Source organism: Neorhizobium sp. P12A (assembly GCF_008365395.1).
GTDB lineage: Bacteria > Pseudomonadota > Alphaproteobacteria > Rhizobiales > Rhizobiaceae > Rhizobium.
The window spans coordinates 25,229-50,652 of record NZ_QOVX01000007.1 but is presented as its reverse complement, the minus strand read 5'-3'; the positions used below and the strand labels follow the sequence as shown (position 1 = coordinate 50,652).

Sequence of the window (25,424 nt, the reverse complement as noted above, 5' to 3'; positions counted from 1 at the left end):
TTAAAAAACCTTGGCCGGAATCCAGCTCGCAGTTGCGGCGTCGCTCGTACTGAAGGCCGGGATTTTCTGCGCCAGATCCTCGATCGTCTTGACGCCGGCTGCCCGCAGCGCTTCCTGCGTCAGAAGCGCCGGCTTCACCGTGATCTGGTGCGGGACATCCTGTCCGGCGATCTGAAGTGCCGCGGCGCGCACCGACACGGCACCAACCACGGCCGGATTGGTGGCGACCGTTGCGACCCAGGGGCTGCCGTCAGCGGTGATTTCCTGGATATCGGCCGTCGAGACGTCGGCCGAATAGATCTTCAGTTTGCTCGCAATACCGAGGTCGGCGGCGGCAAGCTTCACCCCACGGGCGAACTCATCATAAGGTGCAAAGACGACGCTGATATCGGGATTGGCCGTCAGGGCAGCCTTTGCCTGGTCGGCAGTAGTCGTTGCTGTCGTGTCGCTGACATTGCCGAAACGTGCCTTTTCGACGACACCGGCATTTTCAGCCCTGAACTTGTCCCAAATCTCGTTGCGACGGTCGAGCGGAGCAAAGCCCGCGACATAGACATAGCCGGCGTTGAACTTGGTGCCGTTGTCCTTGACGGCTTGCTTGAGCGCGAGGTCGGCAATTTCGTGGTCGCTCTGCTCGACCTGCGGAATCTTGGGATTGTTGAGATTGACGTCGAAGGCGACGACCTTGATGCCCTTATCGAGCCCCTGCTGCACGACATCGCCGAGCGACTCAGGCAAGCCATGGTCGACAACGATACCGGATACGCCAAGATTGATCGCCTGCAGGATCTGCTCGCGCTGCTCGGCGGCATCCTGCCGCCCAGGGAACACGCGAAGGTCGATGTCGAGCGACTTTGCCTGCGCCTCGGCGCCGGCCTGGTAGGCCTGGAAGAAATCGCCTGCCGAGATATAGCTGATCAGGGCAACCTTGACGCCGCCCTTGTCAAAGGGTGCGGGCGCACCGGCAATACCACCGGCAACGGCTTGTTGCGTGAGCAGGAATGGAATGACAGCGGCAGACAGAGCGAGCTGTGCGAGTGGTTTCATCGTCGCGATCCCCTTGATCAATCAAAACGTCGTCTGATGGGTTCGGCAGCTCCCGGCGACGTAAATTTATTAGATATAATCCCTATAAATTTAGTAGATTAAATCATCCGATTTTAGCGGCATTGATAGATTCTTTGTTCCGGCCCCCTGACTTCGACGGGAAAGGCGTACCTGGAGATTTCGCAGCTGGGTGGGGCAATATCCGGCTTCTGAATCATCGGAACGCCGCTGGATGCCACTTCTTCAAATCGACAACCTGACGCACAGTTTCGGCCCGACGCGTGCCCTCGCCGGCGCCGGACTGATGATCGAGCGCGGCGAAATCGTGGCGCTGATGGGTGCAAATGGTGCCGGCAAGTCGACTTTGGTAAAGATACTTTCGGGCGTGATCGTTGCCGATGGCGGCACGATCACACTGAACGGTCGGGCATTCCAGCCGCACAGCCCGTCGGAGGCAGCGCGTGCCGGTGTCGTCACCGTGCATCAATCCACGGACCTCATCGGAGCTCCGGGATCGACGGTCGCCGACGCCTTGCTTCTCAATCGCTTCGCCGATCGGGGCATGCCCTTCTTCATCTCGCAACGCAGTGTTCGCCGTGAGGCGCAGGCAATGCTTGATGCGGTCGATATCTCCCTGCCGCTCGACCGCGACTTCGGGGATCTCACCGCAGCGGACCGCCAGCTCGTTGCGATCACCCGCGCGCTCGCTCACCAGGCCGAATTGCTGATCCTGGACGAACCGACGGCAAGTCTTTCCAGCCAGGAATGCCGGCGCTTGTTTGAAGTCCTTTTACGGCTTCGCAGCGAAGGGCTTGCAATCCTCTATATATCCCATCGCACCGCCGATATCGAAGCCATTGCCGACCGCGCGGTGGTCATGCGTGGCGGTCGCGTGGTTGGCGGCTTTAGCCGGCCGATCGACTTTTCCGCAGCGATCGAAACCATGATCGGCCGCAAATTGGATGTCGCTCGCGCCGATGCGCGACCGGCAGCCGGGCCGGCTCTCTTCGAGATGCGCGGCGCGCGGCTGCTTGCGGCGAGCGAACCTTTCGATCTGACGCTCCACGAGGGCGAGGTGGTCGCCATCACAGGCGTGCTCGGCGCCGGAAAAAGCCGGCTGCTCTCGGCGATCTTCGGCCTCGGGCGACTTGCCGGCGGCGCGATGTTTCTCGCTGGAAAGCCGCTGCATCCAAGATCGCCGGCAGAGGCGATTGCCGCCGGAATCTCGATGGCCGCTGAAGACCGCCATCGTTCTTCGCTGATGCCACCTGCCTGGCCGGGCAATTCGCTGGCCGCAACCATCAGCCTGCCGCATCTGGCGAAATGGTATCCGCATGGCTTCCTTTTCGGCGGTCGCGAGCAGCGTGAGGCGAAACAGGCGATCGCTCGCCTCGGCATCAAAGCTGCCGGCCCCCTCGCCTCCGTGTGGACGCTCTCCGGCGGCAACCAGCAGAAGGCCGTCATCGCACGCTGGGAGGCGGAGCCGAGCCGTCTGCTGCTGCTAGACGAACCCTTTCAAGGCGTCGATGTCGGCGCCCGCCAGGATATCATCCAGGCAATCCGGGCGCGGAAGGATCGTGCAACGCTGATTGCCACATCCGATCCGGAAGAGGCCTACGAAGTGGCCGACCGGATTCTGGTCATGGACCACCACACGCTGCGGCCCGTCGCGGGCGGAGCGATCTCGCTTTCAGCCATTCAGGGAATTCCAGCATGACGACGATCGACGACGACGCAGTTCCAAAGGCGGCCAAGGTACGCAGGAGCGGCAATGAGGACAGCCGCCTCGCCGCCCTCGGCGCTTTCCTGCGGGCCGGCGCCGTCTTCATGCTGCTTGCGGTACTGGTGATCGGCTTCACCATTGCACAACCGGCCTTCATCAATATCGGCAATCTGATGAGCATCCTGCAGGCGGTTTCGGTCGTCGCCATCCTTGGTGCCGGCGTCACCGTCACGCTTGCCGTGGGTGGCTTCGACCTTTCGATCGGCGCGGTAGCGGCATCGAGCGTCATGGCGGCCAGCTATGCGATGATCGTCTGGCATCTCGATGCATTCGCAACCGTACCACTGGTGCTCGCATTCGGCGCCGCGGTCGGCCTCGTCAACGCGCTTCTCATCGTCCGCCTGCGCGTTCCGGATCTCCTGGCAACGCTTGCGATGATGTTCTTACTGTCGGGACTGCAGCTGATCCCGACGGCCGGCCGCTCGATCTCAGCCGGCCTCGTTCTACCGGATGGATCCAAGGCGACCGGCGCCTATGATCCGGCCTTCCTGCTGATCGGCCGCTACAGCATTTTCGGCACTGTGCCGGTATCGGTCGTGCTGACGGTGGCGGTTGCCATAGTCCTTTTTATCCTCACCGAGCGCACCCGCATCGGCCGCCTTTTGTTTGCGACCGGTGGTAACGAGGTCGCAACCCGGTTGGCAGGAGCCTCCACGACACGGTTGAAGACCCTTGCCTATGTCATCTCCAGCACGCTTGCGGCCCTTGGCGGCATCGTCATTGCCGCCCGCGTCGGTCGCGGCGATGTTTCCTCCGGCGGCTCGCTGCTGATGGATTCAGTCGCCGCAGCCTTGATCGGCTTTGCCGTCCTCAACCTGCGCCGCCCGAACGTACTCGGCACGGTCGTCGGCGCCGTCTTCGTCGGCGTGCTGCTCAACGGCCTCACCATGCTGAACGCGCCCTACTACACCCAGGATTTCGTCAAGGGCGCCGTGCTCGTCGGAGCCCTGGCCCTGACCTACGGCCTCGGCCGCAGCAATCCCTAGATCCAAGGAACAGAGACATGACCCGCGAAATCAGGCTGAACGCCTTCGACATGAATTGCGTCGGACATCAGTCGCCCGGGCTCTGGCGCCATCCGCGCGACAAGTCCTGGACCTATAAGGACCTGGATTACTGGGTGCATCTGGCCAAGACACTGGAACGCGGCAAATTCGACGGCCTTTTCATTGCCGACGTGCTTGGTGTCTATGATGTGCTGAACGGCAATGCCGATGCAGCGCTTCGCCACTCGGCACAGGTGCCGGTCAACGACCCCCTGCAAGTCATCCCGACCATGGCCTACGAGACCGAGCATCTCGGCTTCGGACTGACCGCGTCGCTTTCGTTCGAACATCCCTATACCTTCGCCCGCCGGCTCTCGACGCTGGATCACCTGACCAAGGGGCGCGTCGGCTGGAATATCGTGACCTCATACCTGAACAGCGGCGCGCTTAATATCGGCCAGCCGGCCCAGACGAACCATGACGATCGCTACGATCTGGCCGAAGAATATCTGGAAGTCTGCTACAAGCTCTGGGAGGGCAGCTGGGAAGACGACGCGGTCGTGCGCGACCGCGAGAAAGGCATCTTCACCCATCCGCAAAAGGTGCATCCGATCCGCCACTCGGGCAAATACTATACGGTGCCGGGCATTCACCTGAGCGAGCCTTCGCCGCAAAGAACGCCGGTGCTCTACCAGGCCGGCGCCTCCAGCCGCGGCAAGGATTTCGCCGGCGCGCATGCCGAAAACATCTTTGTTGCGGCGCCCTCCAAGGCCGTCCTGAAGCGCTATGTCGCCAATGTCCGCCACGCGGCCGAGCGGCTCGGTCGCAACCCGCGCGAAATTCTCGCCTTCAACCTGCAGACCGTCGTTCTCGGCGAAACGGATGCGGAGGCGCAGCACAAATTCAACGAATACCGCAAATACGCGTCCTTCGAGGGGGCGCTGACGCTGATTTCCGGCTGGACCGGCATCGATTTCGGCCAGTTCGGTCCTGACGAAGTGCTGCGTCACCGGCATACCAATGCCGTTCAATCGGCTGTCGAAACCTTCACGACGATCGATCCGGACAAGGAATGGACGGTGCGCGAAATGGCCGACTGGGTGGGCGTCGGCGGCTTCGGCCCGGTATTCGTCGGCTCGCCTTCCACGGTCGCGGACCTGATGCAGGAGTGGGTCGAGGATACGGACGTCGACGGCTTCAACCTCGCCTACGCCGTAACGCCGGAGAGTTTCGAGGATGCAGTGGATCTTCTGGTACCGGAGCTGCAAAGGCGTGGCGTCTACAAGACGGAATACCGTCCGGGGACCCTGCGCGAAAAGCTGGGTGGCTCTGGACCCCGGCTCGTCGCACCACATCCGGGTGCCGCTTATCGCGACCTTCCGCGGGCATTTGCCCAATCCGCCGAATAGGGCGGCGTCATGCCGCAACATTCCCGCTTGAAGCTATTGTCAACGCCGATACTTAATTGGCGAAGCAATTTTCATATCACGTTAAACGACAGGCCCATCGCATGAGCAGCAATTCCGAATTTCTCTGGTACATCCCCAACGACACGAAGGCGGGCCATCGCGGCGATGCCGCTGTCGAGAACCACAATAGCCTGGAGGCGCTGACTGCCCAGGCGGCGGCACTCGAGGATCACGGCTGGAACGGTGCGCTCATCGGCACCGGATGGGGACGACCCGACACCTTCACTTTGGCGGCGGTGCTTGCTGCGCGAACGAAAACCTTCCAGCCGCTGATCGCAGTCCGTCCCGGCTATTGGCGCCCGGCCAATTTCGCTTCCTCGGCGGCTACGCTCGATTATCTCTCCGGCGGCCGCGTCAAGGTAAACGTGGTCTCGGGGCTCGACAGCCTTGCCGCCTATGGCGACAGCGAGGGCGACCAGGCACATCGCTATGCCCGCACCAAGGAATTCATGCGGCTGGTCCGCAGGCTGTGGACGGAAGAGAAGGTCACCTTCACCGGCGAGCATTTCAGCGTCACCGATTCCACCGTGGCGCCGCGTATCCAGATCCGCGACGGCCGCCTGCATCCCAAGCTTTATTTTGGCGGCGCCTCGGCGGCGGCGGAGCGAGTAGCGGCGACCGAAGCCGACGTGCAGCTCTTCTGGGGCGAGCCGCTTGACGGCGTGCGGGATCGCATCGCGCATCTGAAGGCGCTGAGCAAGGAACTCGACCGTGACCTCCCGCCCCTGGAATTCGGATTGCGGATCACCACGCTCGTTCGCGACACGACCGAACAGGCCTGGGCCGACGCCGAGGCCAAGGTCGCGGCCATGGCCGAGACCGAGGGTGCCGGCTGGAGCGACCACCGTCATGCAGTTGCCGTCGGCCAGCAGCGACTGCTCGATCTGCATGCGCGCGGCGACGTTCTCGACGACAATCTCTATACCGCGCCAGGCAAATTCGGCGGCGGCGGCGCCGGCACCACATGGCTGGTCGGGTCGGCTGCCGACGTCGCTCGTTCGCTGCGCAAATACGAGGATCTCGGCATCACCCATTTCATACTTTCCGATACGCCATACCTTTCGGAGAGCAAGCGGCAGGGTGATCAGCTACTGCCGCTGCTGCGCCGCTGAGCTTTCAATTTCGCGGGCAAACCCGGTTGGCAAGGCGCCGATTGAGACGTAGCATTCGTCCTGCAATCGAGCGCCGAGCCGGATCATGACAATTTTGCCTCCGCAGATTTCACCGCAAATCCTGCTGACCAGTGCCGGAAGGGCATGGAGCGGCCTATCGGCCGAATTCGTGCATATTCCGCGCGGACGGTCCCATATCCAGGGTAGCGATATGCATCGGCTGGGCATCCACTTCAGCCCGCCGGTCAATGCCGATTGCCAATGCGACGGCCGGCGCATGCGCCGCGTGCAGAAGTGGGGCGACATCGACGTCATTCCGGCCGGCGTTGACGGTTCGTGGGAGGATGATTCGGACTGCCGGATCCTACGGGTGTGCCTCGATCCGTCGCGGCTCGACCAGGTCGCCGGAGAGCTCGGGCGGGACGTTGGCAAGATCGAGTTGCAGCCAAAGTTTCAGCTGCGAGACGCCGGGATTGAGGCAATCTGCCGAGCGATCAAGGCGGATCTGGAGGCCGATACACCATCCGACCCGCTCTATATCGACCTTCTCGCCAATGCGCTCGCGATCCGCTTGATCGAGACTGCGAGCGGCGCTTCGGTAACGCCCGAAAGCCGCACCGAACCTAAACTATCGCCTCGACAGCTGCGGATGCTGACGGAATTTATCGAGACCCATCTGGAACAGAAGCTTCATCTCGCCGATCTGGCCGCCCTTGCCGGCGTCAGCGTCACGCGCCTGAAGACGCTGTTTCGCAACAGCACCGGCGTTCCCGTGCATCAATATGTCATCCGCCGCCGCGTCGAATATGCCCTGGCCCTGATGACGACGACATCGATGCCGGCAAGCGAGATCGCGCTTGCTGCAGGCTTCGCCCATCAGAGCCATATGACGACGACATTGCGCCGGTTCACCGGCCAGACACCCGGCGAAATCCTGCGACAGGCGAGTGAATTCCGTCCGAAGCTGCAAAGACCGGTCTGAATCTGCGCGACCGCCTCGGCATCGGCCTCTAGTCCTTGCTCGATATCAGCAAGGAGAACGACCATGTTTGCAATCCTCGGAGCCGCCGGAAAGATTGGCTATCAGACCTCCAAGGCGCTGCGGGAAAGAGGTATGCCGGTGCGCGCCATTCTGCGCGATGCGGCAAAGGCTGACCGTTTGAGCACAATCGGCTGCGATGTCGCCTTTGCCGATATTCAGGATGCCGCAACGCTTGCCAAGGCAATAGCCGGGGCGAAGACCGTACAGGTCATTCTCCCGCCCCAGCCGCAGGCCGAGGACATGGGCGCCGACCTGCGCCGGTCCATCGAAAGCGTCGCCACGGCGTTGGAGGAAACCCGGCCGACGGTCGTGCTCGCTATTTCAGACTACGGCGCCCATCTCGGTAGAGGCTTCGGCATTCCTTCACTCTTCTTCGAGCTGGAAGAGCGCCTTCGCCGGCTTGCCGGGCGCAAGATATTCGTGCGATCGGCCGAGCATATGGAAAATTGGGGTCGCGTCGCGCCTGTAGCAGCGGCTACCGGTGTTCTCCCGAGCCTGATTGCTCCCGTGAACAGGCTATTCCCCACCGTCTCGGCGCAGGAGGTCGGCCTCGTTGCCGCCGACCTCCTGCTTCGTCCCGATATCGGGGCCGCCGAGCAGATCGTCCACGTCGAGGGACCACGCCGATACAGCGCCGCAGATGTCGCTGCAGCCATCGGCAACGTCCTTGGCCGCCCTGTCATTGCGGAGGCAACGCCCCGCGCGCAATGGGAAGAAAGCCTGGGGCGCATCATGAAGCCGGGCACCGTCGGGCTGATGACCGAGCTTTATGACGTTCATAACAGGGGGCTCATCGACGTCGAGCCGAATGTGGGCGAGATTCGCTACGGTACCACAGAACCGATTGACGCGCTGCGGTCCCTTGTCTCCACGCGCTGACGATCAGCGGTCAGAACACCTCATCGGCTTCGCATCGGCCTGCCCAGCATCGCTGACGAATAGATCATGAGCGGACGTCTTCTGGCGTCCGTTCTCGCATTCGTCCGTTCTCGCATTCGGCCGCGTCACATAGGAAATATTGCGCCCACCATAGCGACAGACGTGAATAACAGATCGCGCCAGCGCCAGACGCGGGTGCAACGCGAATTCCAACGCGATACTGGCGCGTTCGACCAGGAACATCTTCACAAATGGAAGCGGCTTTACGGACGTGTCCGTGAATGGCACGCTATAGTAATAAGGCGAAGCTTCGAGGGCCGCTGAACCGTGGCACAGGCTTCGATCCGTTGGCATGTCTTTGACGCCCTCATCTTCGACGCGGAGCAAGTGACCAAGGGTAGATTGATGGCCAAGCAGTCGAACAAGACGCAATCGCCGCGGCGGAAGCAGCAAAAGAGTGTCGCAGTTTCTCCGGCGAAGCTCCAAGGTCGAGATCAAGACATTGTTCTGATTGATCAAGTGATCGACCGGATCCATGAGGGCGGATCGACGCTTGTCATCAGCGGTGAGCCGGGGATAGGCAAGTCTGCACTCCTCGAAGCGGCCAGGCATCGCGCGCGAGAGAGCGATATGACGGTCTTGAGCATGACCGGCGTCCTCGCCGAAGTTCATCTGCCGTTCGCAGCACTGGAGCAGGCGCTCCGTCCGCTGATGAAGGAGGCTGTCGGCTTGGTCCCTCGTCAGCGATCTGCCCTGCTGGCCGCCTTCGGCATGCATGATGACATGGCCACGCCTGACATTTTTCTCGTGGCACTGGCTACGCTCTCCCTTCTGACCGAAAGCGCTGCGCGAAAGCCAATCCTGCTTGTAGCCGACGATGCGCAGTGGCTGGACGAGGCGACCTATGAGGTGCTGGCCTTTATCTCGCGCAGGTTGAGTTCGGATCCCGTCGTTCTATTCGTGGCCATGCGCGAGGGTTTCAACCGTCTGTTCGACGATGCCTCCACGTTGCGACTCCGGCTTTCGGGGCTCAGCGATGCCGATGCCGAGCGTCTGCTGGATTCCCACGCACCGGACCTTTCGGCTGATCTGCGCAGCCGGTTTCTCAAAGAGGCGTCGGGCAATCCGCTCGCCCTATTGGAACTGCCTCGTGACAGGCGAGCGGAGGACGCTCGAGATGCGACGTGGCTTCCGCTGACGGAACGCCTGGAACGTGCATTCTCGGCCCGTCTGACCGATCTTCCGGCCCCAACCAGAATGCTGCTCTTCGTGGCGGCGGAAAACGACGGGACATCGCTCCACGAAATCCTGTCCGCCGGGGAAGCCGTGTTGGGCGGGCATGTGGATGTCGGTGCTTTCACGCCGGCAATTGCCGCCAAGCTGATCGACATCGACGAAGGGGAGGTGCGGTTTCGGCATCCGCTCGTGCGTTCAGCGATGCATCAGGCGGCGGATCTGGCAACGCGGCAAAGGATACATGCAGCACTTGCCACGATCGTTCGTGACCAGTTGGATCGTCATCTATGGCACCGCGCCGCGGCGACTATCGGACCGGATGACGAACTTGCGAGCGAATACGACGCCATGGCGACCCGCGCGCTGCGGAAAGGTGCCGTGGCCATGGCGATCGAGGTTCTCGAAAAGGCGGCGGCGTTAAGCAGCACGACAAGAGCCAGGAGTGACCGCTTCCTACGCGCCGCCGAGCTCGCCGCCGATCTCGGACAACCAGAATTGCTGGATCGTCTGTTGCTCCAGGTCGATTTCGACCAGTCGGACACGATTGTGCCGGTACGAATTGGTTGGTGTCGCGAGATTAGCCTGTCCCCCGCGGTGGATGATCCTGCGAAAGTCTCCACATTGATCGGCTTTGCCACTCAGGCACGATCGGAAGGCGCCAAAGATCTGGCAATGAATTTCCTTTGGCGCGCCGCGCAGCGCTGTTGGTGGAGCGGTGCAAGCGACGAAGTCCGCAAAAGAGTTCTCGATGCCGCAAATCGACTGGAATTGCCTGAAGCTGATCCCCGCTTGATTGCGATATCCGCCTATGTCGAACCGCTTAGGCGAGGACACGAGGTGTACAATGAGCTCCAGGGACTTTCCGAAATTGCCAGAGGCGATCCTGCTACTGCACGCATCCTCGGAACCATTCCCAATGTCGTTGGAGCATTCGATCTTGGTACAAGCCTTCTTGCCGAGTTCACTGCGACCCTTCGTGCTCAGGGACGACTTGGAGAGCTTACACGCGTGCTCCTGTCTCGAAGCTGGGCGGAAATGGAAACCGGCAACTGGATAGGCGCTATGAGGGAAGCTGAAGAATCCGCGCTCCTCGCCGAAGAGACCAATGAGATTCTGTGGATCGCAGGGGCGGCGATTGTAAAAGCCAAGCTTGTGGGAATGCAGGGTAATCTGGACCAATCAGAAGCCTATGCCGCGCAAGCCGATAGACAACTTCTTTCGGTCGGTGCCAATTATATGCGCGTGTTGCTGCAGATCTCACGAGGTGTTTCGGCCATCGGAGCGGGCCAGCATTGGAAGGCCTACGAGCAACTGAAGCCAATCTTCGGGCCGGCCGACGCGGTATTTGTTACCGGTATTGAGTTTCTTGGTATCGCCGACTTTGTGGAAGCCGCCGTTTTTTCCGGCAACGCCGAGGCGGCGCAAAATATCATTGACGAGGTCGAACGTCTCTCGGCTTCAAGGCCGGTACCATGGGTAGAGACGGTGTTGCACTATGGCAGAGCTCTCCTTGCCGCCCCCGAGAATGCCGAGCAATTCTTCTTGTCAGGCCTTGGTCCCGCGTCGGTGAGATTTCCTTTCCTGCGAGGGCGCCTTCTTCTCGCCTATGGGGGGTGGCTGCGCCGGCAACGCAGATCCACCGATGCACGGGCTCCACTGCGTGAGTGTCGCGATATTTTCGATGCGCTTGACGCTTCGCCCTGGGGCGACCGCGCGCGAGAGGAATTGCGTGCTTCTGGCGAATCCAGCCGCCGGCGCAGCGAGTATATGTGGGAAAAGCTGACACCACAGGAACTGCATATCGCGCAACTCGCTGCCGACGGCCTCTCCAACAAGGAGATCGGCGCCAGACTTTTTCTATCTCACAGAACCGTCGGCTACCATTTGCACAAGATCTTTTCGAAGACCGGCGTCACGTCGCGGTCCGGCTTGCGACCCGTTCTTGCCAGCATAATTCATCCTGAACGCTGAACACCACCGGTCATCAGACTGGTCATTTGACAGAAGCGGCAGCTTCCCCGTTGGGGCTACCGATGATGGGGCATGCAACCTTCTCGGGGAGAAAGACCGTGAAACTCCTGTCCTCACTCGCAACCCTCAGTCTTGGAGTAGTCCTTATGACCCAACCTGCTCATGCGGCCCCGGCCGCGGCTACCGACCCTCGGATCGACCCCCAGGTTCGCTCCTTCCTTGCCGAGATCAACAAGGATCCGAGCCCGTTCTGGAAACTGCCTCAGCCGAAGCCTCAGGATATCCTGACCGGTCTTCAGAACGCTACCCCAGTCGATGTCTCTGGGGTGACCACAACCGAGCAGACCATCACCCAGGATGGTCAGACCGTGAAGATCTACATCATGAAGCCCGAGCACATCACCGGCAAGCTCGGCGTGCTGCTTTTCATTCACGGTGGCGTCTGGATCGTCGGCAATTTTCAAAACCATCAGCGTCTGCTGCGCGATCTGGTGGTCGGCTCAGGCCAGGTCGGCGTCTTCGTCGAGTATACGTCCCTGCCTGAAGCACGCTTCCCGACACAGCTCGATCAATCCTATGCCGCGTTGAAATGGGTGGCGGCTCACGCCGACGAGTTCGGCGCAGATGGTAGTCGGATCGCCGTCGCTGGCAATTCCGTGGGTGGCAACATGGCCGCAGCCCTGACGATCATGGCCAAGGACCGTGGTGGCCCGAAGATCAGCTTCCAGGCTCTTCTTATCCCCGCGACCGACGCGAGCGTCGATACCGGCTCCTATCATGAATATGGCGAGGATCGCTTCCTGGCACGGGCATTCATGAAATATGGCTGGGATCTCTACGCGCCTGATGCCAAGACCCGCGACAACCCCTATGTATCGCCGCTGCGCGCCAGCATAGACCAGCTCAGGGGCCTGCCGCCGGCACTCGTTATCACCGCCGAGAACGATCCGCTGCGCGACGAGGGCGAGGCTTATGCCCGGAAGCTTAAGGAAGCCGGCGTGACCGTCGCCGCGGCCCGATATAACGGCACGATCCATGACTTCGTGCTGTTGAACGCTATCCGCAACGTACCTTCAACAGAGGCAGCGATCGAACAGATCAATGACAATCTGCGTCGGTATCTCGAACCGGCAACGCATTGATTGATGCGGCGACGCGGCGCGCTCCTGTCGCCGCGTCGCCGAGCAAGACCGGTAACCCGTTGCTGGAACGTTGCCGCCGTTTGCTCAGCCAACCATTCCCCAAGCCAGGCAACATCTCCGTCACCTCTGTAACGGCGACACGGCCAAAGAAAGTCCACGCGGTATCCGTGTGCAGCGCAACAACGATTGCCGCTTGCAATGTTTATAAAAATTGATATCACTAAACACATTGCTAAACATGAGAGTTGAGGAGTTCATGTAGGCATTCTCTGACATTGGTGGACTTGCGTGGTCGGCGGGGAGCCGGCCTTTGGTTCTGGGAGGAACTCATGCAGAAGACATTGAAAGCCCTTCTCGGGCTGGCCTCGGCGTTTATGATGTCGTTGGCGCTGCCCAATATCGCAAAAGCCGATCAATTGACGCTGTGCTGGGCCGCCTGGGATCCTGCAAACGCACTCGTCGAGCTGTCGAAAGACTTCACCGCCAAGACCGGAACGGAAATGAAATTCGAGTTTGTCCCGTGGACGAGCTACGCGGATCGTTTCCTCAACGAATTGAACTCACACGGAAAGCTCTGCGACCTGATCATCGGCGACAGCCAGTGGATCGGCGGCGCGGCAGAGAATGGCCAATACGTCAAGCTCAACGACTTCTTCGACAAGGAAGGCATCAAGATGGATGACTTCGTGCCGGCGACAGTGGTTGGCTATTCGGAATGGCCGAAGAACACGCCGAATTACTGGGCGCTGCCAGCCATGGGCGACGTGGTTGGCTGGACCTACCGCAAGGACTGGTTCGAGCGGCCGGAACTGAAGAAGGAATTCAAGGAGAAGTATGGTCGAGATCTCGCTGCTCCGAAGACCTACGATGAGCTGAAGCAGATAGCCGAGTTCTTCCAGAAGCGCCAAATCGACGGCAAGACCGTCTACGGCGCTTCGATCTACACCGAGCGCGGCTCTGAAGGCATCACCATGGGTGTGACGAACGTGCTGTACGACTGGGGCTTCCAGTACGACAACCCTGACAAGCCTTATGAAATGAATGGCTTCGTCAATTCTCCTGATGCGGTGAAAGGTCTGGAATTCTACAAATCGCTCTATGATTGCTGCACCCCGCCCGGCAGTTCCAACGTCTACATGGTGGAATCCGCGGATGCCTTCAAATCCGGCCAGGTCGCGATGCAGATGAACTTCGCATTCACTTGGCCCGGTCTCTACAAGGATGAGAAGGTCGGCGGCGACAGGATCGGCTTCTTCCCCAACCCGGCTGAAAAGAAGCATTTCGCCCAGCTTGGCGGACAGGGCATCTCTGTTGTCTCCTATTCCGACAAGAAGGACGCCGCACTGCAATACATCAAGTGGTTCGCCCAGCCTGACGTCCAGGCCAAATGGTGGAAACTCGGCGGCTATTCCTGCCTGAAATCAGTCGTGAACGCCCCGGACTTTGCATCCAGTCAGCCCTACGCCCAGGCATTCCTCGACTCGATGGCAATCGTGAAGGATTTCTGGGCCGAGCCGAGCTACGCAACCCTTCTCCAGGATATGCAGAAGCGTGTCCATAACTATGTCGTGGCCGGCAACGGCACCGCCAAGGAGGCGCTCGACGGCCTGGTGAAGGATTGGACTGAGGTCTTCAAGGACGACGGCAAGATATAGTGTCCGGCTGGACGCACCGCATCCTTGCCAGAATGGCGGCCCGAATCGCCAAGACTGCCGGGCCGCCACCTGTCTCACATACGCAAAGACCGGGTGACATCTTGAACATTTCCTCTTCTTCCATGGTCGAGAAGGCAGCAGACGCCACGGCAAGGGCGACGCCCACATCGGTCGCTCATCGAGTCCGCGGCCTGTCAGATCGAGCGATCGCCTGGGTGTTTATCGCCCCAACCATCATCCTTCTTCTCGCCATCAACATTTTCCCGCTCATCTGGGCGATCTACCTCTCGTTCACGAACTACCGTGCCAACCGCCCAAATGCGCCGGTTCAGAATGTAGGTTTGAGCAATTACGAGCGCGTTCTGACCGACCCCGATATCTGGCAGGCCATGCAGACGACGGCGCACTTCGTGTTCTGGACGATCCTGCTGCAGACGGTGATCGGCTTTACGCTCGCTTATCTCATCGACCGCAAGTTTCGCGGCCATGCATTCTGGACGACGCTGATCCTGATCCCGATGATGCTGTCGCCGGCTGTCGTCGGCAACTTCTGGCGCTTTCTTTACGAACCGCAGATCGGTCTCTTCGCCTACGCCGTTTCGCTCGTCACCGGAATTCCGACAGCCGACATCCAGATGCTCGGCAGCGTCTCGCTGGCACCCTGGGCAATCATCATCGTCGACACCTGGATGTGGACGCCCTACGTCATGCTGATCTGCCTGGCGGGTCTGCGTTCCATCCCCGACTACATCTATGAGGCCGCGGAGGTCGACCGCGCCTCCGCATGGCGGCAATTCTGGTCGATCACCGTGCCGATGGCCCTGCCCTTCATCATGCTCGCCGTGCTGTTCCGCGGCATCGAAAATTTCAAGATGTTCGACATGGTCACCCTGTTGACGGGCGGCGGTCCGGGCTCGACCACGGAGGTTGCCTCCATCACCTTGAAGCGCGCCGCATTCGAGAGCTGGGCGACCGGACGGGCGTCGGCATTCGCCATCGTCCTCTTCGTCGCCGTCTTCGGCCTTGCGAACATCTATGTCAAAGCGCTCAACAAGGTGAAGCAACGATGAGCTCCGTCACCTCAGCCCATTCGGTCGTCGAGCCGAGCCCGACCAGCAAGCGCATCGCTGGCGCCATCGTGATCCTCTACGCCCTGATCACGATGATCCCACTCATCTGGATTTTTTTGACGAGTATCAAATCTCCGCCTGACTCCATCAGTTATCCTCCGAAAATCGTCTTTACGCCGACGCTGGAAGGCTATTGCAACCTTCTGACGACGAGAACGCGCCAGACGCCAGAATATATCGCGGCGCTGCCCGCACCAAGCGGCACCTGCGACGAGGTCACGCGCAAGCGAAACATGGTGATTGCCGGCCCCTCGAATTTCCTGCCGCGCTTTGCCAATTCGCTGGTGATTGCCTTCGGCTCGACCTTCCTTGCCGTCTCGCTGGGGACGCTCGCGGCCTACGGCTTCTCCCGCTTCAGGGTACCGCTTGCCGACGATCTTCTGTTCTTCATTCTGTCGACGCGCATGATGCCGCCGATCGCGGTCGCAATCCCGATCTATCTGATGTATCGCGAGCTCGGTCTTTCCGACACTGCCGTCGGGATGATCCTGCTTTACACCGCGGTCAACGTCTCGCTGGCGGTCTGGCTGCTCAAGGGTTTCATCGACGAGATCCCGCGGGAATACGAGGAAGCCGCGATGATCGACGGCTACACCCGGATGCAGGCCTTCTGGAAAGTCGTCCTGCCGCAGGCGACGACCGGCATCGCCGCAACCGCGATCTTCTGCCTGATCTTTGCCTGGAACGAATATGCCTTCGCAGCATTGCTGACCTCGGGTGAGGCCCAGACGGCGCCGCCCTTCATCCCGACCATCATCGGGGAAGGCGGACAGGACTGGCCGGCAGTCGCTGCGGGAACGACGATCTTCCTGATCCCGATCCTCGTCTTCACCATTCTCCTGCGCAAGCAGCTCTTGCGTGGCATCACTTTCGGAGCGGTTCGCAAATGACGCATCTCATCGAAACACCGCGCCCACCTACCCGCCCGAAGCGCCCCTTCTTCCTGCGTCGTGGCCCGATGGAGAACATCGCAACCACGCTGATTGCGATCGGCTTCCTCATGCTCTTCCAGCCGTTTCTGCTGGCGCTCTACACCTACTCACTGGTGACCCTGCTTGCGGGCACGGCCATGTTCATCATCGTCTCGAAGTTTCCGGAGTGAGCCATGGCGGACATCAGAATAGAAAATCTCCGCAAGCAGTTTGGCAGCTTTGTCGCCGTGCAGGATTCGAGCTTCGTCATCCATGACGGCGAGTTCCTGGCACTGCTCGGCCCCTCGGGCTGCGGCAAAACGACAACGCTTCGCATGATCGCCGGTCTTGAGCTGCCGACCAGCGGAAAGATTTATCTTGATGGCGAGGACGTCACCTTCAACCGGGCCAGCGCCCGCGACATTGCCTTCGTTTTCCAGCTTTTTGCGCTCTATCCGCACATGAACGTGCGCAAGAACATCGGCTTTCCGCTCCTGTCGCAAGGAATGCCGAAGTCGCAGATTCGCCAGCGCGTTGAGGAAACCGCGCGGCTACTCCAGATTGATCACATCCTGAACCGTTCCGTCTCCGGACTTGCCGGCGGCGACCGCCAGCGCGTGGCTCTCGGGCGCGCAATCGTGCGTCGCCCGAAGTGCTTCCTGATGGATGAACCCCTTGGAACGCTAGACGCGGAATTCCGCGAAGTGATGGTCCATGAGCTGCGCGAACTGCATAACCGCATCCATGCCACGACGGTTTACGTGACGCATGATCAGCACGAGGCGATGGCCATGGCCGACAAGATCGCCGTCATGAACCATGGTGTCATCGAGCAGTTCGGCACGCCGCAGGAAATCTACAGCAAGCCGGCCACCATGTATGTCGCGGATTTTATCGGCTCGCCGCCGATGAATTTCATGCGCTTCACCTCCGGCCTTAAGAGTGGCGCACGCTCGATCTCGCTAGACGGAGCCGATGTCAGTATTCCCGAGGTGCACCAGGATCTCGCCGAGGCCGAATTGGCGCTTGGCGTCAGGCCGGAACATATTCGCTTCAGCGACACCTCTCCCTTGCGGGGGGCGGTCTACGGCAGCGAATACCTCGGAACCAATCAGGTCGTGGCAATCGAGACGTCGAGCGGCGTCATCAAGGCTCGGGTTCCAGCAAACCGCAACTTCCGCATCGGTGAGACGGTCGGTCTTGAGTTCAATCCGGCCAAGCTCGCGCTGTTCGATTGCAAGTCCGGCCGCGCCGTTGCTTCGGCACTCTACTCGGAGGCTGCACATGGCTGACGTTGTTCTCAAGGACCTTAGCAAGCGTTTTGGCGACATACAGGCTCTCGCCGATCTAAACCTTTCCATCCGTGACGGTGAGTTCGTCGTCCTGCTCGGGCCGACGGGCGCCGGCAAGACGACAACATTGAGGCTTATTGCGGGGCTGGAACGCCCCGATAGCGGACGCATCGAAATCGGCGGACGCAATGTCGGGAGCCAAGCGCCCGCCGAAAGGGACGTCGCGTTCGTCTTCCAGCAATATTCGCTCTATCCGCATATGACGGTTTACGACAACCTTGCCTTTCCCCTGCGGGCGCCGGTCCGCAAGCTCTCGAGCGAGGAGATCGACCGACGCGTCCGGGAAATCGCGCACATGGTCAGGATCGACCACAAGCTGGAGAACCGCTCGACACGTCTGTCGGGCGGCGAGATGCAGCGCGTCGCGATCGGCCGGGCGCTGGTGCGCCGACCCGCTATCTATCTCATGGACGAGCCGCTCTCTTCGCTCGACGCGAAGCTGCGGGCGGAACTTCGCCTGGAACTAAAGCGTATCCAGAAGGAGCTTGGTTCGACCTTGCTTTATGTAACCCATGACCAGGTAGAAGCCATGACGATGGCGGATCGGATAGGCATCGTTGCCGAAGGAAGGCTGCTGCAAGTCGGAACGCCACGCGAGATTTACGGAAATCCGGCCAATCTTCATGTTGCCGCACGGCTTGGGCAGCCGCACATCAACCTCTTGCCAACCGATCTTCTTCCCGGCGCCAATCCGCCGCCAGGAACCAGGACGATCGGCGCGCGCACCGAACATCTGGAAATCATCATCGATCAGAACGCCAATGCCAAAATAGACTGGATCGAGCACCTGGGGGACCAGAACCACCTTCACATCAAGGTGCGAGACCACAAGCTTGTTACACTTGCCGATCCGTATCTCGCGATCCAGCCAGGTGATCGGATCAGCCTGACACTGCGTGATCCGCTCTATTTCGATGCCAGCGGCCAGCGCCTTGGATGAAAAACGGAACGAAACAAACAACGGCAGAATAAACGACGGGTCTCACTCCATGAAACATTTCTTCAATCGCCGAGAAACCATCGTCACCGAAGCCTTGGACGGCCTGCTCCTGACGAGCGGCCCGGGCCATCTTGCTCGCCTGGACACCTTCCCCGAGATCAAGGTGATCCTGCGGGCGGACTGGGACAAATCGAAGGTTGCAATCATCTCCGGCGGCGGCGCCGGGCACGAGCCCTCGCATGCAGGCTTCGTCGGCAGAGGTATGCTCACCGCAGCGGTATCGGGTGAAATCTTTGCCTCGCCAAGCGTCGATGCCGTGCTTACGGCAATCCGCGCCGTGACGGGTCCCAAGGGTGCGTTGCTTGTCGTCAAGAACTACACGGGTGACCGACTGAACTTCGGCCTTGCGGCGGAGAAGGCCCGTGCCGAGGGCTTCGACGTCGAGATGGCGATTGTTGCCGATGACATCGCAATTCCCGAAATCAATCAGCCTCGCGGCGTTGCCGGTACGCTCTTCGTACATAAGATCGCAGGATATTACGCCGAAGCCGGAGCAGACCTAAGGACAGTCGCTGCGCAGGCGATGGAAGCAGCAAGCGATATCATCTCGCTCGGCATGTCGCTATCGACCTGTAGCGTACCGGGGCAGGCGCATGAGGATCGGCTGGGCGATAACGAGGGAGAACTCGGTCTCGGCATCCACGGCGAGCCAGGGGTTGAGCGCATTGCGCTGCAGCCGGTTGCCGATCTCGTCGCTACTATGGTCGAGCGGCTGGCCGCCAAGCTGGATAGTGCGCATCGGCATGCTTTGCTGATCAACAACCTCGGTGCCGTGCCGCCACTTGAGATGGGCGTGATAGCCGGCGCGGTGCTGTCGTCTCCCTTAAGCCGCCCCGTGCGACTTATCATCGGACCGGCGCCGATGATGACCGCACTCAACATGAACGGCTTCTCGCTTTCCCTGATCCGTCTGGACGCCGCCCGTGAAGTTGCGCTGAAGGCCGCGGTCGCTCCGCACGCCTGGCCACCGGCAATCGAAAGGCACGAGATCGCCATCGTTCCCGCCCCTCAAAAAGCGCTTGCACGGAACGAAGCGACGTCGGCCAGCGATGACCAGCCGAATCGTCATCTCCTGACGACAGTTTGCGAGCATCTGATTTCCCAAGAAGAAGAGTTGAATCGGTTGGATAGCCGCGTGGGCGATGGCGACACCGGTTCCACGGTTGCGACAGGGGCCCGCAGCATTCTCTCCCGCATGGACACGCTGCCGCTGAAGGACCCTGCGGCCACGATGGCCGCGATCGGCGAGATCCTGAGCACGAGCATGGGCGGCTCCAGCGGCGTACTGCTCTCGATCTTCTTTACCGCGGCATCCAAGGCTATGGCCGGAAGGAAAGATATCGCTGCTGCCCTGCTTGCCGGACTTGATCGGATGACGTTCTATGGAGGAGCCGGTGTCGGCGACCGCACGATGGTCGACGCGCTGACCCCGGCATTGGCAGCCCTGACGTCGGGAGATCTCGCGGCTGCGGCGAGAGCGGCGGCAGCGGGTGCGGAATCGACGAAGGCAATGCGAAAGGCAAAAGCAGGACGAGCCTCCTATGTTGGCGAGAGGGATCTGGAGGGAGTACCTGATCCAGGCGCGGTGGCTGTGGCGGGTGTATTCGAAATGGTGGCATCACTGGCATGAGCAGGCTCTGGGAGGATTTTGGGTGCAGGCAGAACCGGTTCTTCTCATGGGGTTGATTGAAGCTTGCCGCGCAACGATTGCGGCAAACAGCGACCATCTCTGTGGGCTTGATCGCGCAATCGGAGACGGCGATCACGGAACGAACATGCGGCGTGGCTGCGAAGCGGTGAGTGCGGAGGAAGCTTCCGTCTCGATCCTGCCCTTACCCGACGCACTTGAAAAAATTGGCCTGACCCTGGTGATGAACATCGGCGGAGCAGCAGGCCCTCTCTACGGAACGTTGCTTATGGAGATGGGTCGCGAGCTTCGCGCGCTCGACAACCGACACGATTTCCCCTTGGTACTGAAGCAGGCGATTGACGCGGTAGCGCGTCGCGGTCGCTCACATGCCGGAGACAAGACCCTTCTCGATGTCCTGTATCCGGTTCAGGACGCACTCGCACACCGTTCGCCTCTGACAGATATTGCACGTCGGGCCGAACTTTCCGCCGAACTGACTGCTGCCATGAAGGCCATGCGCGGGCGCGCCTCCTATCTCGGAGACAGGTCGATCGGCCATGTCGATCCGGGCGCTTCAAGTTGCGCGCTCTTGACGGCCGCGATCTGCCGCTACCTTGAGGAGTACCGCCCGGCATGAATGGGAAGACGCCAAACGTTGGGATTGTGATCGTTTCCCACTCGCCGCTGGTTGCGCGTGGCACTGCGGATATGGTGCGGCAGATGGTCGGCGATAGCGTGCCGCTTGCCTGGTCCGGCGGCAACCGTCACGGCGAGCTTGGCACGGATGCTGGCGGCATTCTCAAAGCTATCGAGGAGGCCTGGTCGGAAGCGGGCGTCGCCGTCTTCGTCGATCTGGGTGGCGCTGAGACAAATAGCGAAATGGCAATCGAGATGCTCGGTATGCCACGATCCAAGCATGTATCGATCTGCAACGCCCCAATCGTGGAGGGAGCCGTCATCGCGGCAGCCGAGGCCTCCGGTGGCGCATCGCTAAGCAGGGTGGTTGCAACGGCAGAGGAGCTGTCACCCTGATGAGCGGCGGATTGCGTATAGGAAACCTGGAGATCGAGCAGGTGCATGGCAGCTGCCAGACCGAGGTCGAGGTCAAGCACGGCGTGGGATTGCACGCTCGGCCCTCGGTCACGTTCACCCGGCTGGCAAAATCGTTCCCCTGCTCCATCGAAGTCGCGGTCAATGGCAGCGACATCTGGCTGAACGGCAAGAGCATCATCAAGATCATGGGTGCCAGGATCCGTAAGGGTTCAGTGCTCAAGATCCGCGCCGATGGAATCCTCGCCCAAGAAGCGATCCAGGCATTGAAGGAGCTCGTCGAACGCAACTTCGATGAGGAAAAGAGGCATGGCCGCACCGCTTAGATTGAAAGCCACGAGCGCATCGCCAGGCGTCGCAACCGGGCCAGCCTTTATAGCCGAGCCGCTGGCCGCCGCCGCGTCCCCGCCATCAAGCCTTTCCGGGCATACTGAGCTCAGCGACGCGATCAAGACGGCCATCCGCGAGCTGCAGAACCTTGCGACCGGAGCAGACCCAGAGAGCAGCGATATCGTCGAGTTTCAGATCGAAGTGCTCCGGGATCCGACGTTAACTGACATGGCCGGCGCACGGATCGATGCAGGCGAAAACATCGCGTTCGCATGGGTCGGGACACTCGACGGATATATCCGCGAGCTGGAATGCTCGGAAGAGGATCAGATGCGGGCGCGCGCCGTCGACATTCTCGACATCAAGAATCGCGTCCTGGCGGTCCTCACGGGAACGCCGCTCGACGACTTTCCGGCCGGATCCATCTATGTCGGAAAGGACATGGAACCCAGCCGCTTCCTCGCACATGACTGGTCCGCAGGTGGCGGTATCGCTCTTTATGCCGGCAGCGCCGTCGGCCATGTCGCTCTGCTTGCCAAATCCCGGTCTATCCCAATGGTCATCGGCGCAGGCCAGTTCACAACAGAGAGGGGGCAGCATATCGGGGTTGATGGCGATTCAGGCACCGTCATCCTTCAAACGAGCAAGGGGAACGCCACGCCAACCCAATTCGACCATCCGGCGACAAGCAGCGCGCCGGCGCCCGACAACGGAAATCTGCGCGCGGCCGACGGTTCGCAAATATTGTTGTCCATCAACGTCAACGCCCCGGATGAAGTCGATTCGATCATCGTCACGACAACCGCGGGCATCGGGTTGATGCGCTCGGAATTTGCTGTGACATCACTTGGCGATGCCGCAAACGAGGAAAAGCAGTTTACGATCTACCGCCGGCTCCTGGATTGGGCGGATGGCCGGGCGGTAACAGTCCGCATGTTGGATATTGGTGGCGACAAACCGCTCGCAGGCCTTGCCGAGGCTTCCTCCTTGCGCGGCATCCGCCTTCTCCTTGCCCGGCCGGAGATTGCCCGCATTCAGGCCCGCGCGCTGTTGCGCGCAGCCATCTTCGGCAATCTCCGCATCATGCTGCCGATGGTGACCTTTCCATCCGACGTCGATGACATGCGGAGGATCTATCGCGAGGAATCCAGCGAGCTCGCGCGCCGGGGCGTGCCGCACCGTATCCCACCGATCGGAATGATGGTAGAGATTCCGGCGGCAGCGCTCATGCTCGACCATTTCGAAAGCGCAGACTTCTTTTCGTTCGGTACGAACGACCTTGCGCAATACCTTGTAGCCTCGGCACGCGAAGGTGCCGACTTTGCTCTCTACCAAGCCCGCGCAGTACCCGCCGTGTTGCGTCTTTTGTCACAGGCCGTGAAGCTTGCCGGCAGCAAGCCGCTCAGCATCTGCGGCGACATGGCCAGCGATCCATCCCGAACCGCAGACCTTCTTGCCGCCGGCATACGTCATTTTTCCGTGGCGCCAGCTCGACTTCCCGCGATAAGATCGGCAATCGTCGGTCTGAACGCCGATGGGACAAAGGCAGCCGGAGAATAAGATGGCGCGCGAAGACACCGAAGACGCCATTATCGCCTACAAGTCCATTCTGGCGCAGATCATCGACAACAGACCTTCCGGAACACGGCAGCGGCTGGCCACGGAACTGGGCAAACATCGCAGCTTTGTCACGCAGATAACGAGCCCGACCTACGCGACACCGCTTCCTGCCCGGCATCTCGCGACGATCTTCCGCGTGTGCCATTTCAGCGGCGCCGAACAGGAGCGCTTTCTGGACGCCTACGAGGCCGCCCATCCCGGCAAACTGCCGGAGCTTGGCACCGCAGAAAAACTGCGGCACCTTTCGCTGATGGTTCCTGATTTCGGCGACGAACGACGCAACCGGCTGCTGGAGGAAGCAATCACGGATCTTGTGCTGAAGATTGCAGCACTTTCCGGACCGCTGGAGTGAACAGGGCATTGCGCTTGGCGCGCCAAGACTGAGATGATCATCGCCTTGGGAGGGGCTTGATGAAGAAATTCATGAACACAGCGGAGACCATGGTCGCGGAAAGCGTTGAAGGCTTCGTGCGCGCCCATGAGGAATTCGTTGCGTTCGGCGTCGATCGCAAATGCATACGCCGTCGCCACTTGGTTCCCGGCAAGGTCGCGATCATCTCCGGCGGCGGCGCAGGTCACGAGCCGATGCACATTGGCTTCGTCGGACGCGGCATGCTGGATGCTGCCTGCGTCGGGCATATTTTCACAAGTCCAACGCCGAGCCAGATCATTAGCGCGATAGAGGAGACAGACACGGGCGCCGGATGCCTGCTGGTCGTGAAGAACTACGATGGCGACGTGATGAACTTCGAGATGGCGGCAGAGATGGCAGCCGGTCGGCACAGCGTTGAAATGGTTCTCACCTGCGACGACGTCGAAACGGTCAGAGCCAGCGACGGTCGCGGCCGGCGCGGCGTTGCCGGCACGCTTATCACAGAAAGGCTTCTCGGCGCTGCGGCCGAGCGGGGCGCGCCGCTCGCAGAGCTGAAGGCCATCGGCGACAGCCTCTCGCCACGCATCCGGTCGATGGGCGTCGCGCTGACGGGCGTGGCGGTGCCGCACACACAGCGCACGACATTCACACTCGGATCAAACGAGATAGAAATGGGTGTCGGCATTCACGGGGAGCCGGGGCATTCAAGAGAGCCCTTCGCCAGCGCTGACACGATCGTCAGATATCTGAGCGAAGCGATCGTCAACGACATCAGCCAAGCGACAGACAAGGCATTGCTCTTTGTCAACGGGCTCGGCGGCACGCCGCCGGCCGAGCTGTATCTTGCCTACAATACCGCTCATCGCATTCTGGCGGAGCACGGCCTCCATATCGAGCGCTCGCTTGTTGGTACCTATGCTACCTCGCTCGACATGCAAGGCCTTTCCGTCACGCTCGCTTTCCTCAATGACGAGGAGTTCTCCCTGTGGGATTCGCCTATCGCAACCGCTGCGTTGCGGTGGGGATGCTAAGTACGAGTTGGTCGGTGATGTCGACGACTTCCCGTTCGGTCGGCTGATATCACCGCGAGACTCTAAAGCTGGGGCGTCATCATCTCAAAGCGATCACGGATCGTGCAACAGGTATCGCCGCCGAGGCGCGCAATGGCATCGACTCCGGCCGGATCGACGCGCAGCCGCTCAGGATCGACGACGCCATCGCGATAGTGCGCGTAGATGATTTCGCCCAAAATGATCTGCCGGGATTTCCCGAGTTCCAGGGTGACGTGACGCCTGCATTCGAAGGCTGCAGGTGCTTCCGCAATCCATGGCGAGACCACCTTGGTGCCGGGCATCGCCGTCAATCCTGCCTCCTTCAATTCGTCGACGTCGCGCGGATATTTCGACCCGCAAACATGCATTGCCTCGGCGATGGAAAACGACACGATGTTGACGGTGAAAACTTCCGTCATGCGGATGTTATGACCCGTATCCTTAAAAGACATATCCGGATGATTTTCAACGCCGAGCGCCAGGATCGGGGGATCCGCGGAGAGACAGTTGAAGAAGGAAAAGGGCGCGGCGTTGATACGGCCGTTCTCGTCCACCGTCGTCACCAATGCGATGGGCCGAGGAATAATCGTGCCGATCATCAGCTTGTAACGTTCACGCTCACTGAGTGCCTCAAAATCGAAGGAGACCGTCATC

23 protein-coding genes are annotated in these 25,424 nt (G+C 60.6%); 21 read left to right on the top strand and 2 right to left on the bottom strand.

All coding sequences use genetic code 11. From position 1 onward, the window contains the following. Positions 1–1,047 carry a substrate-binding domain-containing protein gene (locus tag DTW90_RS20200; RefSeq protein ID WP_132523632.1) on the bottom strand — a complete coding sequence of 349 codons (1,047 nt, stop codon included), beginning with the start codon at positions 1,045–1,047 and terminating at the stop codon, positions 1–3. 232 nt (positions 1,048–1,279) lie between these two features. On the opposite strand from DTW90_RS20200, the gene DTW90_RS20195 reads away from it, so the two are divergent. The 21 genes from DTW90_RS20195 (at position 1,280) to DTW90_RS20095 (ending at position 24,749) form a co-directional block, all read left to right on the top strand. After that, positions 1,280–2,764 carry a sugar ABC transporter ATP-binding protein gene (locus tag DTW90_RS20195; RefSeq protein WP_132523633.1) on the top strand — a complete coding sequence of 495 codons (1,485 nt, stop codon included), beginning with the start codon at positions 1,280–1,282 and terminating at the stop codon, positions 2,762–2,764. Then, positions 2,761–3,816, top strand: coding sequence for an ABC transporter permease (locus DTW90_RS20190; RefSeq protein ID WP_132523634.1), 1,056 nt, complete (start codon positions 2,761–2,763; stop codon positions 3,814–3,816). The genes DTW90_RS20195 and DTW90_RS20190 overlap by 4 nt, the downstream gene beginning before the upstream one ends. A 17-nt stretch (positions 3,817–3,833) precedes the next feature. Next, positions 3,834–5,225 carry an LLM class flavin-dependent oxidoreductase gene (locus DTW90_RS20185; protein WP_132523635.1) on the top strand — a complete coding sequence of 464 codons (1,392 nt, stop codon included), beginning with the start codon at positions 3,834–3,836 and terminating at the stop codon, positions 5,223–5,225. A 101-nt stretch (positions 5,226–5,326) separates the two neighbouring features. Beyond that, the gene (locus tag DTW90_RS20180) at positions 5,327–6,397 is read left to right on the top strand and encodes an LLM class flavin-dependent oxidoreductase (RefSeq protein ID WP_132523636.1); all 1,071 of its coding nucleotides are present in this window, start codon (positions 5,327–5,329) and stop codon (positions 6,395–6,397) included. A gap of 85 nt (positions 6,398–6,482) precedes the next feature. Continuing rightward, positions 6,483–7,379 (top strand): AraC family transcriptional regulator, encoded by an 897-nt coding sequence (locus DTW90_RS20175; RefSeq protein ID WP_149340511.1) that lies wholly within the window; start codon positions 6,483–6,485, stop codon positions 7,377–7,379. Between the two features lie 63 nt (positions 7,380–7,442). After that, on the top strand, positions 7,443–8,318 hold the full coding sequence (locus DTW90_RS20170) for an NAD(P)H-binding protein (protein ID WP_132523638.1): 876 nt from the start codon (positions 7,443–7,445) through the stop codon (positions 8,316–8,318). Between the two features lie 405 nt (positions 8,319–8,723). Next, a complete protein-coding gene (locus DTW90_RS20165) occupies positions 8,724–11,525 on the top strand; it encodes a LuxR family transcriptional regulator (RefSeq protein WP_149340509.1) in 2,802 nt (933 codons plus the stop codon). Positions 11,526–11,671: 146 nt separating this feature from the next. Then, the gene (locus DTW90_RS20160; RefSeq protein WP_165927841.1) at positions 11,672–12,667 is read left to right on the top strand and encodes an alpha/beta hydrolase; all 996 of its coding nucleotides are present in this window, start codon (positions 11,672–11,674) and stop codon (positions 12,665–12,667) included. A 329-nt stretch (positions 12,668–12,996) separates the two neighbouring features. After that, positions 12,997–14,322: an ABC transporter substrate-binding protein gene (locus DTW90_RS20155; RefSeq protein ID WP_132523641.1), complete on the top strand. Its 1,326-nt coding sequence runs from the start codon at positions 12,997–12,999 to the stop codon at positions 14,320–14,322. A gap of 101 nt (positions 14,323–14,423) precedes the next feature. Further along, on the top strand, positions 14,424–15,392 hold the full coding sequence (locus DTW90_RS20150; RefSeq protein ID WP_188079995.1) for a sugar ABC transporter permease: 969 nt from the start codon (positions 14,424–14,426) through the stop codon (positions 15,390–15,392). After that, positions 15,389–16,342: a carbohydrate ABC transporter permease gene (locus DTW90_RS20145; RefSeq protein ID WP_132523643.1), complete on the top strand. Its 954-nt coding sequence runs from the start codon at positions 15,389–15,391 to the stop codon at positions 16,340–16,342. The genes DTW90_RS20150 and DTW90_RS20145 overlap by 4 nt, the downstream gene beginning before the upstream one ends. After that, a complete protein-coding gene (locus DTW90_RS20140; RefSeq protein ID WP_132523644.1) occupies positions 16,339–16,554 on the top strand; it encodes a hypothetical protein in 216 nt (71 codons plus the stop codon). The genes DTW90_RS20145 and DTW90_RS20140 overlap by 4 nt, the downstream gene beginning before the upstream one ends. Before the next feature lie 3 nt (positions 16,555–16,557). Continuing rightward, positions 16,558–17,655 (top strand): ABC transporter ATP-binding protein, encoded by a 1,098-nt coding sequence (locus tag DTW90_RS20135; protein WP_132523645.1) that lies wholly within the window; start codon positions 16,558–16,560, stop codon positions 17,653–17,655. Then, positions 17,648–18,655, top strand: coding sequence for an ABC transporter ATP-binding protein (locus DTW90_RS20130; protein ID WP_132523646.1), 1,008 nt, complete (start codon positions 17,648–17,650; stop codon positions 18,653–18,655). Before DTW90_RS20135 ends, DTW90_RS20130 begins: the two co-directional genes overlap by 8 nt. Before the next feature lie 49 nt (positions 18,656–18,704). Further along, entirely contained in the window at positions 18,705–20,345 is a 1,641-nt protein-coding gene (locus tag DTW90_RS20125; RefSeq protein WP_132523647.1) for a dihydroxyacetone kinase subunit DhaK, read from the top strand. A 22-nt stretch (positions 20,346–20,367) separates the two neighbouring features. Beyond that, positions 20,368–20,982 carry a dihydroxyacetone kinase subunit DhaL gene (dhaL, locus tag DTW90_RS20120; RefSeq protein ID WP_132523648.1) on the top strand — a complete coding sequence of 205 codons (615 nt, stop codon included), beginning with the start codon at positions 20,368–20,370 and terminating at the stop codon, positions 20,980–20,982. Next, positions 20,979–21,377, top strand: coding sequence for a dihydroxyacetone kinase phosphoryl donor subunit DhaM (gene dhaM, locus DTW90_RS20115; protein ID WP_149340507.1), 399 nt, complete (start codon positions 20,979–20,981; stop codon positions 21,375–21,377). The genes dhaL and dhaM overlap by 4 nt, the downstream gene beginning before the upstream one ends. After that, positions 21,377–21,721 carry an HPr family phosphocarrier protein gene (locus DTW90_RS20110; RefSeq protein WP_149340505.1) on the top strand — a complete coding sequence of 115 codons (345 nt, stop codon included), beginning with the start codon at positions 21,377–21,379 and terminating at the stop codon, positions 21,719–21,721. The genes dhaM and DTW90_RS20110 overlap by 1 nt, the downstream gene beginning before the upstream one ends. Further along, positions 21,705–23,285: a putative PEP-binding protein gene (locus DTW90_RS20105; RefSeq protein WP_149340503.1), complete on the top strand. Its 1,581-nt coding sequence runs from the start codon at positions 21,705–21,707 to the stop codon at positions 23,283–23,285. Before DTW90_RS20110 ends, DTW90_RS20105 begins: the two co-directional genes overlap by 17 nt. A gap of 1 nt (position 23,286) precedes the next feature. Then, positions 23,287–23,697: a hypothetical protein gene (locus DTW90_RS20100; RefSeq protein WP_132523652.1), complete on the top strand. Its 411-nt coding sequence runs from the start codon at positions 23,287–23,289 to the stop codon at positions 23,695–23,697. A 59-nt stretch (positions 23,698–23,756) separates the two neighbouring features. Further along, positions 23,757–24,749 (top strand): dihydroxyacetone kinase subunit DhaK, encoded by a 993-nt coding sequence (locus DTW90_RS20095; protein ID WP_149340501.1) that lies wholly within the window; start codon positions 23,757–23,759, stop codon positions 24,747–24,749. 62 nt (positions 24,750–24,811) lie between these two features. Here the strand turns inward: DTW90_RS20095 and DTW90_RS20090 are convergent, their stop codons facing one another. Next, positions 24,812–25,423, bottom strand: coding sequence for a flavin reductase family protein (locus tag DTW90_RS20090; protein WP_132523654.1), 612 nt, complete (start codon positions 25,421–25,423; stop codon positions 24,812–24,814). Position 25,424 lies beyond the last annotated feature (1 nt).